13 protein-coding genes and 1 pseudogene are annotated in these 13,276 nt (G+C 68.7%); 5 read left to right on the top strand and 9 right to left on the bottom strand.

The window, feature by feature from the left end; all coding sequences use genetic code 11:
• Nucleotides 1-46 precede the first annotated feature (46 nt).
• From A5750_RS04080 to A5750_RS04065, 4 genes and pseudogenes are all read right to left on the bottom strand, one after another.
• Nucleotides 47-763: pseudogene (locus A5750_RS04080) on the bottom strand (hypothetical protein); the annotation flags it as partial.
• A complete protein-coding gene (rsmH, locus tag A5750_RS04075) occupies nt 760-1,917 on the bottom strand; it encodes a 16S rRNA (cytosine(1402)-N(4))-methyltransferase RsmH (protein WP_156659529.1) in 1,158 nt (385 codons plus the stop codon). The pseudogene A5750_RS04080 and the gene rsmH, both read right to left, overlap by 4 nt.
• Nucleotides 1,892-2,323: a division/cell wall cluster transcriptional repressor MraZ gene (gene mraZ, locus A5750_RS04070; protein ID WP_007170790.1), complete on the bottom strand. Its 432-nt coding sequence runs from the start codon at nt 2,321-2,323 to the stop codon at nt 1,892-1,894. Before mraZ ends, rsmH begins: the two co-directional genes overlap by 26 nt.
• A 434-nt stretch (nt 2,324-2,757) precedes the next feature.
• Nucleotides 2,758-3,162, bottom strand: coding sequence for a DUF3040 domain-containing protein (locus A5750_RS04065; protein ID WP_066947030.1), 405 nt, complete (start codon nt 3,160-3,162; stop codon nt 2,758-2,760).
• 328 nt (nt 3,163-3,490) lie between these two features.
• Here A5750_RS04065 and A5750_RS04060 point away from each other — a divergent pair, with 328 nt between their 5' ends.
• Nucleotides 3,491-4,099 (top strand): N-acetyltransferase, encoded by a 609-nt coding sequence (locus tag A5750_RS04060; protein ID WP_066947025.1) that lies wholly within the window; start codon nt 3,491-3,493, stop codon nt 4,097-4,099.
• Between the two features lie 140 nt (nt 4,100-4,239).
• On the top strand, nt 4,240-4,887 hold the full coding sequence (locus A5750_RS04055; RefSeq protein WP_066947041.1) for a DUF3153 domain-containing protein: 648 nt from the start codon (nt 4,240-4,242) through the stop codon (nt 4,885-4,887).
• Here A5750_RS04055 and A5750_RS04050 read toward each other — a convergent pair.
• Nucleotides 4,884-5,780, bottom strand: a complete 897-nt coding sequence (locus tag A5750_RS04050) for a mycobacterial-type methylenetetrahydrofolate reductase (RefSeq protein WP_066947022.1) — start codon at nt 5,778-5,780, stop codon at nt 4,884-4,886. The two genes, A5750_RS04055 and A5750_RS04050, sit on opposite strands and share 4 nt — an antisense overlap.
• A 278-nt stretch (nt 5,781-6,058) precedes the next feature.
• Between A5750_RS04050 and idsA2 the strand changes: the two genes are divergently transcribed.
• Together idsA2 and A5750_RS04040 are read left to right on the top strand one after the other, a co-directional pair.
• Complete coding sequence (gene idsA2 / locus A5750_RS04045; RefSeq protein ID WP_066947019.1) at nt 6,059-7,108, top strand: bifunctional (2E,6E)-farnesyl/geranyl diphosphate synthase; 1,050 nt, start codon at nt 6,059-6,061, stop codon at nt 7,106-7,108.
• A gap of 4 nt (nt 7,109-7,112) precedes the next feature.
• On the top strand, nt 7,113-8,657 hold the full coding sequence (locus tag A5750_RS04040; RefSeq protein WP_066947015.1) for an alpha-(1->6)-mannopyranosyltransferase A: 1,545 nt from the start codon (nt 7,113-7,115) through the stop codon (nt 8,655-8,657).
• 4 nt (nt 8,658-8,661) lie between these two features.
• Here the strand turns inward: A5750_RS04040 and A5750_RS04035 are convergent, their stop codons facing one another.
• Complete coding sequence (locus A5750_RS04035; protein WP_066947011.1) at nt 8,662-9,066, bottom strand: Rv2175c family DNA-binding protein; 405 nt, start codon at nt 9,064-9,066, stop codon at nt 8,662-8,664.
• 80 nt (nt 9,067-9,146) lie between these two features.
• Between A5750_RS04035 and A5750_RS04030 the strand changes: the two genes are divergently transcribed.
• Complete coding sequence (locus tag A5750_RS04030; RefSeq protein ID WP_197505340.1) at nt 9,147-10,382, top strand: protein kinase; 1,236 nt, start codon at nt 9,147-9,149, stop codon at nt 10,380-10,382.
• Here A5750_RS04030 and A5750_RS04025 read toward each other — a convergent pair.
• Genes A5750_RS04025 through A5750_RS04015 form a run of 3 tightly spaced genes read right to left on the bottom strand, consistent with a single transcriptional unit; the run spans nt 10,379 to nt 13,229 of the window.
• Entirely contained in the window at nt 10,379-11,767 is a 1,389-nt protein-coding gene (locus A5750_RS04025; protein WP_066947001.1) for a class II 3-deoxy-7-phosphoheptulonate synthase, read from the bottom strand. The two genes, A5750_RS04030 and A5750_RS04025, sit on opposite strands and share 4 nt — an antisense overlap.
• Before the next feature lie 60 nt (nt 11,768-11,827).
• Nucleotides 11,828-12,352: a polyadenylate-specific 3'-exoribonuclease AS gene (locus A5750_RS04020; RefSeq protein WP_066946996.1), complete on the bottom strand. Its 525-nt coding sequence runs from the start codon at nt 12,350-12,352 to the stop codon at nt 11,828-11,830.
• Nucleotides 12,353-12,362: 10 nt separating this feature from the next.
• Nucleotides 12,363-13,229 carry a hypothetical protein gene (locus tag A5750_RS04015; RefSeq protein ID WP_197505343.1) on the bottom strand — a complete coding sequence of 289 codons (867 nt, stop codon included), beginning with the start codon at nt 13,227-13,229 and terminating at the stop codon, nt 12,363-12,365.
• Nucleotides 13,230-13,276: the final 47 nt, after the last annotated feature.

Genomic DNA, 13,276 nt, shown 5'->3' with positions numbered 1-13,276 from the left:
GACCTCGCCGCCGCGGAGGTCCCGATCCGGCTCAAGCCCGACCCCGTGGCGCCCGCGCCGGCGGCGGCGGGGGCTGGGGCGGGCCTTGGTCGGGGAGCTTGCTGTTCAACGGCGGCGGCGGCACCCCGTCAGCCGGCTTGGGCGTGCCAACCACCACCCAGTTGCCGGACGGGTCCTGGACCAGATGCGCGGTGTCTCGCGTCGGGATCATGCCCTGTTTGCGGGCCGCCTCCGCCAGTGCCGGGGCGGATTCCGCCTCGCGCACATCGCGTTCCAGCGCCTCCTTCTGCTGTTGCAACAGCCGGGTCTTCTCCCGGGCGTGACTCAACTTATAGGAGCGCTCGGCGGAGTCCGTGGACAACCACAGCGTGAGGCCCAACCCCAGGCCGAGTGCGCCGATGACCAGAACGACGAACGGAACCTTGCTCGCCAGGGTCCGGGGCCGCAGGTCGATCGCGGCCAGCCGGGCCGCCAAACGTTCGCTCAGCCGAGGACGAACGACCCTGGGCGCTTTGGCTTTCCGTGCCTTGGCTCGGGCCTTGGCCTGGCTCGTGCTCTTGGGCCGCGCCGGCCGCTCGACCGGCCGGGCGATGGGGCTGGTATGCGGTCCGGACTTGGGCGCGCGGCTCTCACGGGTGGGCGCGGAGGTGCGCCCAGGCCGGGGGCGGCGCGCCGGACCGGGATCGGCCGCCGAACGCCGGCTCCGCCGGGCGGAACTATCTTGTCCGCCACGGCGATTCGGCGTCTCGCGCTTTGCTTTCATGCGTCGCCCTTTCCGGTTGACTGCTTGACTCGTTGCACGGCTCGCAGCCGCACGGCGGCGCTGCGCGGATTGCGTTCGACCTCGTCGGCGTCCGCACGTTCGGCGCCATGCGTCAGCGACTGGAATCGCGGCTCGTGGCCGGGAAGCTCGACCGGCAGATCCACCGGCGTGCGGGAGGCGACCGCGTCGGCGAACACCCTTTTGACGATCCGGTCTTCCAGCGATTGGTAGGCCAGCACCACCATGCGCCCGCCGACGTTGAGCGCGTCCAAACCGGCCGGAATCGCGCTGCGCAACGAGTTCAGTTCGTCGTTGACGGCGATCCGCAAGGCCTGGAAGGTCCGTTTGGCCGGATGTCCACCGGTGCGCCGGGCCGGGGCCGGGATCGCTTGATAGAGCAGGGCTACCAACTCCGCGGTCGAAGTGAACGGGGCGCGGGCGCGCCGGCGCACGATCTGTGCCGCGATCCGGCGCCCGAATCGCTCCTCGCCGTAGCGGTGCAGGATGTCCGCCAGCGCGGCTTCGTCGTAGGTGTTGACGATTTCGGCCGCCGTCAACGGCGACTCCGGATCCATCCGCATGTCCAGCGGCGCGTCCTGGGCGTAGGCGAAGCCGCGCTCGACCCGGTCGAGTTGCATGGATGACACGCCCAGGTCGAACAGCATCCCGTCGACAGATCCGGCTGTGGGGTAACCGGATTCGGTCAGCGCCGCCGCGAGGCCGTCGTAGCGGGTGTGCACCAGCGTGACGCGGTCGGCGAATCGCGCCAGCCGGTCGCGGGCGATGTCCAGCGCGCTGGGGTCGCGGTCGAGCCCGATCAGCCGCAGCCCCGGCAGGTCGGTGAGGAATCGTTCGGCGTGCCCGCCCGCGCCGAGGGTGGCATCGAGAAGGACGGCGCCCGAACCGTCGGCGTCGTGACGGGTCAGCGCGGGAGTGAGCAGCTCGACGCAGCGATGCAGCAGGACGGGCACATGCCCGAAGCCCGGTGAATCCTCAACCACCGCAACACCTCCCCGGGTCGGGCGAGATGCCCCTGCATCGAGGTCCCTGTCCGAAGGCACGAACCTGGCGTTGGGGAAGTACGCCAGGGTCGGTTCGGGCAGAGGCCACGTTGCACGGGCATGCGCCTCAGATGATGTCGCCGAGTGCTTCATCGCTGGCCGCGGAGAAGTTCTCTTCGTGGGTCTGCTGGTAGTCCTGCCAGGCTTGCGCGTCCCAGATCTCGAGGTAATCGACCGCTCCGATCACCACGCAATCCTTGGAGAGGTTCGCGTAGCGACGGTGGTCGGCCGATAGCGTGATACGCCCCTGCGCGTCGGGATGCTGCTCGTCGGTGCCGGCGGCGAGGTTGCGCAGGAAGGCCCGGGCGTCGGGGTTGCTCCGCGAGGCCTTGCTCGCCCGGCGTGCGAGCTGCTCGAATTCCCCCCGCGGGTAGACGGCGAGGCTGTGGTCTTGGCTCTTGGTGACCATCAACCCCCCTGCCAGCGCGTCACGGAATTTGGCGGGCAACGTCAGCCGCCCCTTGTCGTCGAGTTTGGGCGTGTAGGTGCCGAGAAACACCAGCTCACCTCCCCCTCAAGGTCACCCAAACACTTCAGCCACCATACCCCACAATCCCCCACTTCGCCCCATTGATGGAGTGTCGCGGCGCAGTTTTCCGGGTTATCTGCCACCCCCCGCCGCCCATGCTGTCGCGTACCGGCCGCGCGCGTCATTCCCGGCGCCGCGCCAGGATGGATAAACTCGCACGTCAGAGCGCTGCGAAGCTCGGGTGGGGCGCAGTGGGGGGATTGTGTGGGGGCCGGTGGGGCTCACGTCCTGCGCCGAAGCTCGGTTAGGGCTCGATCCGGCGTCAAAACGGCATCGACGGCCCGCCGATCACCGGTCAGCCCGGGGGCGTCTGTGACCATGGCGCCGCGGCCGGTGCGGGGCAGCAGAAATGGGCAGAAGAAAAGGGGCAGCCGATGGCTACCCCTTATGCGTCGGCGCCGCCGCTAGTCGTCGAAGCGGCGGCGGAACCGGTCTTCCATCCGACTGGTGAACGAGCCACCACCGCCCTTGTTACGCCGTTGGCGGAGCGACCCGGGCGCCGATCCGGGGTGGTCGGGCCGGCCGGACAACCGCGGGCCGGTGATGGCGAATACCACGCCGCCGAACATCACGATGAACCCGAAGACACTGAGAATCGGGAAGTTTCCGATCATGGTGGCCTTGAACGCCACGCCCGAAACCAGCATCGCCAGGCCGATGACGAACAACGCCGCGCCCTGGAGGCGGCGGCGCGCGGTGGGTGCACGGAATCCTCCGCCGCGGACGCTCGACGCGAATTTGGGGTCTTCGGCGTAGAGAGCGCTCTCGATCTGATCGAGCATCCGCTGCTCATGATCGGAGAGTGGCATTCGTCCCTCCTTGCCGACAGTTGACGCGTAACCATCGATAGCACGCGTATGCCCGTTGTGGGGGCAACTAATTGAAATGATACGAGGTCAATGTGCGCCTTACCACTGGTTCGGTGGCGATTCTATCCTGGCCGGTGGTTGCCACCCATAGGAACCGGAACGGCCGTGCGCTACAACCGGCTTCCCCACCCCGGGACGTTCGTGGGTTCGTTGCCACGGCCGCTCGCCGAACAACCTCCCCCTGGTCCGATAATGGCGATGACGGCCCGGGCCGCGCGGCCACGCGAAGGCGAAGCGCCGGAGCACAGGATGAGGAGGACACCGCAACTTGGCGATATTCCTCATCGATCTGCCGCCCACCGATATGGAGCGCCGCCTCGGTGAGGCGCTGAAGGTGTACGTCGACGCGATGCGGTACCCGCGCGGCACGGAAAACCAGCGCGCGGCCATGTGGCTCGAGCACATCCGCCGGCGCGGGTGGCAAGGGGTGGGCGTGGTGGATGCCGAGCTGGGCGACGACGCGGACGCCCCGACCCCCCCGGCGGCCGAACTGAGCAATGCGCCGTTGCTCGGCGTGGCGTACGGCTACCCCGGGGCGCCCGGGCAGTGGTGGCAGCAGCAAGTCGTCCTCGGCCTGCAACGCGGTGGTCTGCCGCCCCAGCAGATCGCCGGCCTGATGAACAGCTACTTCGAGCTGACCGAGCTGCACATCCATCCCCGCGCGCAGGGTCGCGGCCTCGGCGAGGCGATGGCCCGGCGGCTCCTGGCCGGCCGGGCCGAAGAGAATGTCCTGCTGTCCACGCCGGAGACCAACGGTGAGCCGAACCGGGCCTGGCGGTTGTACCGACGGCTGGGCTTCACCGACGTCATCCGCGGCTACCACTTCGCAGGGGACCCACGGGCATTCGCGATCCTGGGCCGCAAGCTGCCGCTGTGACAGCCGGCTCGAGGGCGCGCCCGGCCGAACGCGCGAAAGCGACACGCCGGATCTGGCACGATGACCTGGTGCGCGCCAGCCATGCCCCGCCCCGAACCCGTGGATTCACCGCTCGGCGGCGCCGCTTAGTGGCCATCGCGATGCTGCTCATGCTGGTTCCGCTGGCCACGGGGTGCCTGCGGGTCAGGGCGTCGCTCACCATCTCACCCGATGACCTGGTGTCCGGCGAGATCGTCGCCGCCGCGAAACCCAAGACGCCCAAGGACACCGGGCCCCAGCTCGACAGCAACAACCTGCCGTTCAGCCAGAAGGTGGCGGTGTCGAACTACGACAGCGACGGTTACGTGGGGTCGCAAGCGGTGTTCTCCGACCTGACCTTCGCCGAGTTGCCGCAGCTGGCCAACATGAATTCCGACGCGCAGGGCGTGAACCTCACGCTGCGCCGGAACGGCAACCTGGTGATCCTCGAGGGCCGCGCGGACCTGACCTCCCTGACCGATCCCGAAGCCGACGTCGAACTGACCGTCGCCTTCCCGGGCGTGGTCACCTCCACCAACGGCGACCGGGTCGAATCCACGGTGGTCTCCTGGAAGCTCAAACCGGGCGTGGTGAGCACCATGACCGCCCAGGCCCGTTACACCGACCCGAACACGCGGTCCCTGACCGGGGCGGGCGTGTGGCTGGGCATCGCGTCTTTCGCGGCGGCCGGCGTGGTCGCGCTGCTGGCCTGGATGAACCGCGACCGTTCGCCGCGGGTCACGGCGCCGCGCGACCAGCCGCCGAGCTAGACCCGCTGGGCCGGTGTCCAGTACGCCAGCATCTCCGCGAACGTCTGGAAGGCGGGCCCCGACACCCCGTAGGTCGCCTCGAGGTGGATGCTCAGCGGGAAGCCCAGCTCGGCCACCCCGTCAATAACGCGCTTGTACAGGTCGACCATGAGCTGGCGCTTCCGGGGCGGTTCGCTGCCGGCCAACCGCTTGACGAACTCCTGCTCGTCGGCGACCACCCGGTTGCCCGGGTCCTGAATCAGCCAGTTGATCAGGCCGACCCGGCTCTCCATCTTCGGGACGAAGCCGAACGACAGCAGGATCTCCGGCCGGTGATCGGTGTTCTTGGCGAAATCGCGCAGGAATCCCACGATCGCGTCGGAGTACAACAGCTGGGTCATGCCGTAGGTCGCGCCCTGGTCGCACTTGAAGTTGAACCGGCCGTGCTCCCCTTCGCGGGTGGGAATCAGGATCACGCCGCGGTTGGGCACCAGCTCGCGATAGATCGACAGGGCATCGGTGGGCGCGACGCCGGAGCCCTCCCCGTCGTTCATGGTGCGCGGGACGCCGACGAAGACCACGCCCTCCATCCCGGCCGCGCGCAGATCGGTCAACCGCCGCCGCAACGTCGGCTCGTCGGAGAAGGCGGTGACCTGGGTGCACAGGCCGTGGATTCCCGGCAGCTCGGGCTTGACGATCGACCAGAAGTCCAGCACATCCAGCTTGGGTTTCATCGTGATGGGACGGTCGTCGTCCTCGGCGATGATGCCCGGGATCATCACGTGCCGGAGCCGGCCGTCCAGACCGGATTCGGCCGAGTACTGCACCACCTTTCGCGCGTCTTCGAGTGCCCGATCCCGGCCTTCATCGGCGTTGGGCGGCACCAGCTCGAGCGCAATGGTGTTGAGTGTCACGCGGCTTCTCTCCATCCCGACGAATTTGGGGCATCCCCCGGCCGCACACCAGCGGGCGGCCCCGACACCCCAGCCAGCATAGGCGTGGGGGTACCACCCGCTTTCGGGGGAATAGTGAGCCAGTCGAAGCAACCGCGGACCCCCACCCACGCCAGGTTGAAACGATCCCCGATGCCGCGCCGAATACACTGGTCGGGCCTGCCACACGCAGACACGTCGAGGGAGAAAGGGGCGCCGCGCTGAGCCTGAAAGCTTCAGAAGCAGCGGCAACCGTCGGGTTGACCGGCGCCATCACCGATCGACTGCGGCAGTATTTGCACGACCGGCGCGTCGACACCGCCCACATCGGCGGCGACTACGAAGACCTCGTCGCCGCGCTCGAAGCCTTCGTGCTCAACGGGGGCAAGCGGCTGCGGCCCGCCTTCGCCTACTGGGGCTGGCGCGCCGTAGCGACCGGGGAACCCGATTCCGAAGCGCTGCTGCTGTTTTCCGCGCTGGAGCTGCTGCACGCCTGCGCGCTGGTCCATGACGATGTGATCGACGACTCCTCCACCCGCCGCGGCCGGCCGACCGCTCATGTCCAGTTCGCGGAACTGCACCGCAATCGGCGGTGGCGGGGCTCTTCGGAAAGGTTCGGCATGTCGGCCGCCGTCCTGCTCGGGGACCTCGCGCTGTCCTGGGCCGACGACATCGTATTTCGCGTTGACCTGTCACCGGAGGCCGCGCGGCGCGTCCAGCGCGTGTGGGCCGAGATCCGCACCGAGGTGCTGGGGGGTCAGTACCTGGACATCGTCGCCGAGGCCAGCGCCGCCGAATCGATCGCGTCGGCGATGAACGTCGACACGTATAAGACGGCCTGTTACACCGTGTCGCGACCGCTGCAGTTGGGGGCGGCCGCGGCCGCCGATCGGCCCGACGTGCAGGACGTCTTCGGCCGGTTCGGGACGGACCTCGGGGTGGCGTTCCAACTGCGTGACGACGTGCTGGGCGTGTTCGGGGACCCGGCGGTAACCGGCAAACCGTCGGGTGACGACTTGCGGTCGGGCAAGCGCACCGTGCTGCTGGCCGAGGCGCTGGAGTTGGCGGACAGGTCGGATTCGTTGGCGGCCAACCTGTTACGCGACTCGATCGGGGCGCAGCTGACCGACGCCGAGGTGGACCGGCTGCGGGAGGTCATCGAGTCGGTGGGCGCCCTGGCCGCGGCCGAGCGACGCATCGCCGAGCTGACGCAACGGGCGCTGGCCGCGCTGGCGGCCGCGCCCATCAACGCGGCGGCCAAGTCCGGATTGTCCGAGCTGGCCAGAATGGCCACCGACCGGTCCGCCTGAGCCGATGACGACGCCGACGCACACCCCGCCGTCCGACACGCCGGCAACGGAACCGCCTGGCGGCGGATGGCTTTCGCGGCTGCGCGCATTCACCACCGCCGCGCAGTCCCGGCCGGCGAAGCTGGGGATGCTCGGTTCGGTCCTGATCACCGTGGGCGGCCTGGGTGCGGGCAGCACCCGGCAACACGACCCGCTGCTGGAGTCAATCCACATGTCGTGGCTGCGTTTTGGCCACGGCCTGGTGTTGTCGTCGGTGGTGTTGTGGATGGGCGTGGGCCTCATGCTGATCGCATGGCTGGGGCTGGGCCGGCGCGTGCTGGCCGGTGAAATGACCGAGTTCATGATGAAGGTCACCACCGGCTTCTGGCTGGCGCCGCTGCTGCTTTCGGTGCCCGTCTTCAGCCGGGACACCTATTCGTATCTGGCCCAGGGTGCCCTGCTGCGCGATGGCCTGGATCCCTACGCCGTCGGACCGGTCGCCAACCCGAATAACCTGCTGGACAACGTAAGTCCCATCTGGACGATCACCACCGCCCCCTATGGCCCGGCGTTCATTCTGGTGGCCAAACTCGTCACGATGCTCGTCGGGAACAACGTGGTGGCCGGAACGGCACTGCTGCGGCTGTGCATGCTGCCGGGGCTGGCCCTGCTGATCTGGGCCACCCCGCGATTGGCCCGCCACCTGGGCGCCGACGGCTCGACGGCCTTGTGGATCTGTGTTCTCAACCCGCTCGTGCTCATCCATCTGATGGGGGGGGTGCACAACGAGATGCTGATGGTGGGACTGATGGCCGCCGGCATCGCGCTGAGCTTCGCCGGCCGCCACGTCCTCGGCACTTCGCTGATCACCGTGGCGATCGCGGTCAAGGCCACGGCCGGGATCGCCCTGCCGTTCATGGTGTGGGTGTGGACGCGGCATCTGCGCGACCGCCGCGGGTACAGCCCGGCCTGGGCGTTCGCGGCGGCCACCGCGACATCACTGCTGGTCTTCGCCGTCGTGTTCGGCATCCTGTCGGCGGTGGCGGGGGTGGGCCTGGGGTGGCTGACCGCACTGGCCGGGTCCGTGAAGATCATCAACTGGCTGACCGTGCCGACCGCGGCCGCCAACATCATTCACGCCGTGTTCAGCGGCTTCTTTGCGGTGCACTTCTACCCCTTGCTGCGCATCACCCGCTTCATCGGGATCGCGATCATCGCGGTGTCGCTGCCCCTGCTGTGGTGGCGGTTCCGGCGCGACGACAGGGCCGCCCTCACCGGCATCGCGTACTCGATGCTGGTGGTGGTGCTCTTCGTCCCCGCGGCGCTGCCGTGGTACTACTCCTGGCCGCTGGCGGTGGTGGCCCCGCTGGCGCAGTCCCGGCGGGCCGTCGCGATCATCGCCGGGCTGTCGACGTGGGTGATGGTGATCTTCAAACCCGATGGCTCGCATGGGATGTACTCGTGGCTGCATTTCTCGCTGGCCACCGCTTGCGCGCTGATCGCCTGGTACAGGCTCTACCGTGCCCCCGACGAGCGGGCCGGCATAACCGAGGAAGCTGTCGCTCAGTAAGCCCTCAGCAAGCCATCGCCTGTGCCCGACGCACGACTTCCCGAGCCTGGTGCGCGTGCAGGGCGTCGACGGGGCGGGCGTTGCTGATGGCATCCCGGCTGCCGTCGTGCGTGATCGTCAGCGACGGATCGGGGGTGAACAACCACCGCACGATCTCGGTGTCGTGGTAGCCGCCGTCGTGCAGGATCGTCAACAGTCCCGGCAGGCTCTTGACCACCTCACCGGACTTGGTGAAGAACACCTGCGGCACCACCAGGCCGCCCTCGCGCTTCACCGCAACCAGGTGACCTTCCCGAAGTTGCTGCTGGACCTTGCTGACCGAAATCCGGAGCAATTCGGCGACCCGCGGCAGGTCGTAGGTGGGCTCGTCGGGATCCAGAACATCGTCGCCGGCAGGAACACTGCTCACCCGCGCAAGTGTAGGCCTTGGCACGCGGATTCAACCCGTGTTCTGACGCCCAATCGCACCCTCACCCCTACGATGGCCCCGTGGCCGGACCCGGGACGCGAGACCCCTTGGACAGCGTCTTGCTGGATGGCCGCTACCTGGTGCAGTCCAAGATCGCCAGCGGCGGCACGTCGACGGTGTACCGCGGCCTCGACACGCGGCTCGACCGCCCGGTCGCGGTGAAGGTGATGGATTCCCGCTACGCCGGCGACGACCAGTTTCTGACCCGGTTTCAGCGCGAGGCCCGCACGGTCGCACGGCTGAAGGACCCCGGCCTGGTCGCGGTATACGACCAGGGCTTGGACGCCCGGCACCCCTTCTTGGTGATGGAGCTCATCGAGGGCGGCACGCTGCGCGAGCTGCTGGCCGAGCGCGGGCCGATGCCGCCCTATGCCGTGGCCGCGGTGCTGCGCCCGGTGTTGGGCGGCCTCGCCGCCGCGCACCGGGCCGGTCTGATTCATCGCGACGTCAAGCCCGAGAACGTGCTGATCTCCGACGACGGCGACGTGAAGATCGCCGATTTCGGTTTGGTCCGTGCCGTCGCGGCCGCTGGAATCACCTCCACGAGCGTGATTTTGGGAACCGCGGCCTACCTGTCTCCCGAGCAGGTGCGCCACGGCGACGCCAGTCCCCGCAGCGACGTGTACTCCGCCGGGATTCTCACCTACGAGCTGCTGACCGGGAGCACCCCGTTCACCGGTGACTCCGCGTTGTCGATCGCCTACCAACGGCTGGACACCGATGTGCCGGCGCCCAGTGCCGCGATCGACGGTGTACCCCCGGAGTTCGACGAGTTCGTGCGGCGCGCGACCGCGCGCGACCCGGGCGACCGGTACGCCGACGCGATCGAGATGGGCGCCGAGCTCGACGCGATCACCGAAGAACTTGCGCTGCCGGATTTTCGGGTCCCGGCACCGCGCAACTCCGCGCAGCACCGGTCCGCGGCCCAGCACAGCCGAATGAGCCAGCGCCCGGACACCGCCGCGCCGCCCGCCGCCGCACCGGTCCGCCACCCCACCCGCCAATTGACCCGCGGCCCCGAGGACTGGTCCGAGCCGCAGCGCCCGCCGCAATCCGATGACGAGCCCGACGACTACGAATACCAGCCCGTCACAGGGGAATTCGCCGGCATTCCGATCAGCGAATTCGCATACGCCCGACAGCACGGCCGGCGCATGGTGCTGATCTGGGTGGCGCTGGTGCTGGCGCTGACCGGTCTGGTTGCCACCGCGGCGTGGACGATCGGGACCAACCTGAACGGGCTGATAGCGGGCTAGTCGCGCAGCATCTCGGCGACCAGGAAGGCCAACTCCAGCGACTGCTGGGTGTTCAGCCGCGGGTCGCATGCCGTCTCGTAGCGCCCCGCCAAGTCCAGATCCGAAATGTCTTGCGCCCCACCGAGGCATTCCGTGACGTCTTCGCCGGTGATCTCGACGTGGATGCCGCCCGGGTGCGTGCCCAGCGCGCGGTGCACCTCGAAGAAACCCTGCACCTCGTCGACGACCCGGTCGAAGTGCCGGGTCTTGTATCCGTTGGACGACTCGTGGGTGTTGCCGTGCATGGGGTCGCACTGCCAGATCACCTGGTGACCGGTCGCCTGGACCTTCTCGACGATGGGCGGCAGCAGATCGCGCACCTTGTTGTTGCCCATCCGGCTCACCAACGTCAACCGGCCCGGCTTGTTGTGCGGGTCAAGCCGTTCCACGTATTCGACGGCCAGTTCCGGGGTCATCGTCGGGCCGATCTTCACGCCGATCGGGTTGGCGATCACCTCCGCGAACGCGATGTGCGCGCCGTCGAGCTGGCGCGTCCGCTCGCCGATCCAGACGGTGTGTGCCGACAGGTCGAATAGCTGCGGCTCCCCGTCCTCGCTCGCCGACAGCCGCAGCATGGCCCGCTCGTAGTCGAGCACCAAAGCCTCATGGCTGGCATAGATTTCGGCGGTCTGCAGGTTGCGGTCGGCCACGCCGCAGGCGCTCATGAACCGCAGACCCCGGTCGATTTCGGTGGCCAGCGCCTCGTAGCGGGCGCCGGCGGGCGACGTCCGGACGAACTCCCGGTTCCAGTCGTGGACCAGGTGCAGCGACGCCAGGCCCGACGACGTCAGCGCCCGCACCAGGTTCATCGCCGCACTGGCGTTGGCGTACGCGCGCACCAGCCGCGACGGGTCGTGCTCGCGCGCGGCGGCATCCGGGGCGAAGCCGTTGATCATGTCCCCGCGGTAGGACCGCAACCCCAGGGCGTCGATGTCGGCCGACCGTGGCTTGGCGTACTGGCCGGCGATCCGGGCCACCTTGACCACCGGCATGCTGGCGCCGTAGGTCAGCACCACGGCCATCTGCAGCAGGGCGCGGATGTTGCCCCGAATGTGGGGCTCGGTGTTGTCGGTGAACGTCTCCGCGCAGTCCCCGCCCTGCAGCAGGAACGCCTCGCCCTTGGCGACCTGGGCCAGCTGCTCCTGCAGCCGGAGGATCTCCGAGGGCACCGTCACCGGCGGCACGCTCTCGAGGACCGTTCGCATCGCCGCCGCCTGTTCGGCCGGCCAGCTGGGTTGCTGGGCGGCCGGCTTGGCCAGCGCGGCGTCCAGCCGCGCCCGCAGGTCGTTCGGCAGCGGGGGCAGCGACGGCAGCTGGTCGATCGGGATGTCGACAGTCCAGTTCATCGGTCCATGGTAACCGGGGCGCGAGGGTGACTGATCAGCGCGAACGTCGTCCGGGCGGGCTCAGGGCGATACTCCGGCGTTCGGATCGCTCCCGAGGCCGTCCCCCTCCGCCGAGATGATCAGCCGGTATCGCCGCATCTGGTCGCGGGCGTCGACCAACGCGTCGTGGGCATCGCGCGACCGCGGCGGCATGGGCGGGCAGCCCCGGTCCTCCCACAATTGCCGCAAGTCCCGGGTGAAACGGGGCAGCGCCCGCGGCAGCTCGGGCATCGTGCCCCATAGCTGGCACAAGGCCACGTGGTCGTAGGCGCCGATCCACGCCCACAGTTCGATGGGGTCAGCGCCCCGGACGTCGAAGAAATCCTCGAGGTCCGAGCGGATCTGTCTGCGCGAGCGCCACAGCTGAGACGACGGGGGTGGCAGCTTGGGCAGCACGTTGGCGCGCACCCAGCCGCCGGCGCGTTCGGGATCGAACTCCGTTGACACGGCGTAGTACTCGCGGCCGTCCTCGGCGACCACCCCGATGGAGATCAACTCGATGGTGCGGCCGTCCTCGATGAACTCGGTGTCGTAGAAGTACCGCACCGGCGAAAGCCTATCTGCTGATCAGGATGGGCCCCGTCGGCGGCGGTGCCGGGTGTACGTCGTGGTCGAGCTGGGCGTCGACCGCGCGCTCGTCGGGCAGGCGGGGCGTGCCCGCGATCGCGCACTGCAGATACAGCTTGGCCCGCACCACCGGGCGGCGCAGCGTCCGTTCGCGTTGTAGCGCTCGGCGCATCTTCTCGGGTTGGTTGGTGTATCGCCAGCGAGCCCAGGGCGCATGCGGGCGGGACAATCGGATCGCGCCGATGACCAGCAGCACGACGATGAACATGCCGAGCAGCCCGGTCCACACCTTGCCCTTGAGCACGACGATCACCGCCAGGGGCAGCGTCAACACCAGTCCGCCGGCCACCGCGGCGCGCAGCGGCCAGGAATCGGTGCCTTCCCAGATCGGCAGGAAAAACATCAGCGGATGCAGGCCCATGATCAAGAGTCCGGCCACCCCCACCGCGGCGAACACGGCGTCCACCGAAGTGCGCCCATCCTCTGACCAGTAAACGTCGGACAGGTGCAGGATCAACGCGTACTCGTCGAGCACCAGGGCCGCACCGATGCCGAAAAAGATTGCCGACAAAGTGAATTCGGGCTCGTGTCCGTCGATGGACAGGGTGACCAAGGTCAGGCCGGAGAGCAGCACCAGGACGACACCGAACGTCACGTGGTGGATGTGGACCCCGCTGACATGGACGTTGCGCGGGTGCCACCACCTGGCCGGGTGGCCGGTCTCGGCGCGGTGGCGGATGAAGCGCACGAACGTCCGCGTGACGAAAAACGTCAGGATGAATGCCACCAGGCAGCACAGCAGGGGCAACCGGCCGCCCTCGAGGATGTCGTGCGCGAACCAGCGCGTCACCCGCAGCACGAACCAGTGGAGCACTCTTGAAACGTACGCCTGTGGGCGTAGAC

The organism is Mycobacterium sp. 852002-51613_SCH5001154 (assembly GCF_001667425.1).
In the GTDB taxonomy this organism is placed as follows: domain Bacteria; phylum Actinomycetota; class Actinomycetes; order Mycobacteriales; family Mycobacteriaceae; genus Mycobacterium.
Note: the sequence above shows the minus strand (reverse complement) of the source record. Positions and strands in the feature narration are given on the sequence as shown.

Bases quoted from the DNA above. Each gene is read 5' to 3' on its own strand.
- A5750_RS04055 (WP_066947041.1), top strand. From the start codon at position 4,240: ATGCTGCTCATGCTGGTTCCGCTGGCCACGGGGTGCCTGCGGGTCAGG.
- A5750_RS04040 (WP_066947015.1), top strand. From the start codon at position 7,113: ATGACGACGCCGACGCACACCCCGCCGTCCGACACGCCGGCAACGGAA.
- A5750_RS04025 (WP_066947001.1), bottom strand. From the start codon at position 11,767: ATGAACTGGACTGTCGACATCCCGATCGACCAGCTGCCGTCGCTGCCC.
- A5750_RS04065 (WP_066947030.1), bottom strand. From the start codon at position 3,162: ATGCCACTCTCCGATCATGAGCAGCGGATGCTCGATCAGATCGAGAGC.
- rsmH (WP_156659529.1), bottom strand. From the start codon at position 1,917: ATGAAGCACTCGGCGACATCATCTGAGGCGCATGCCCGTGCAACGTGG.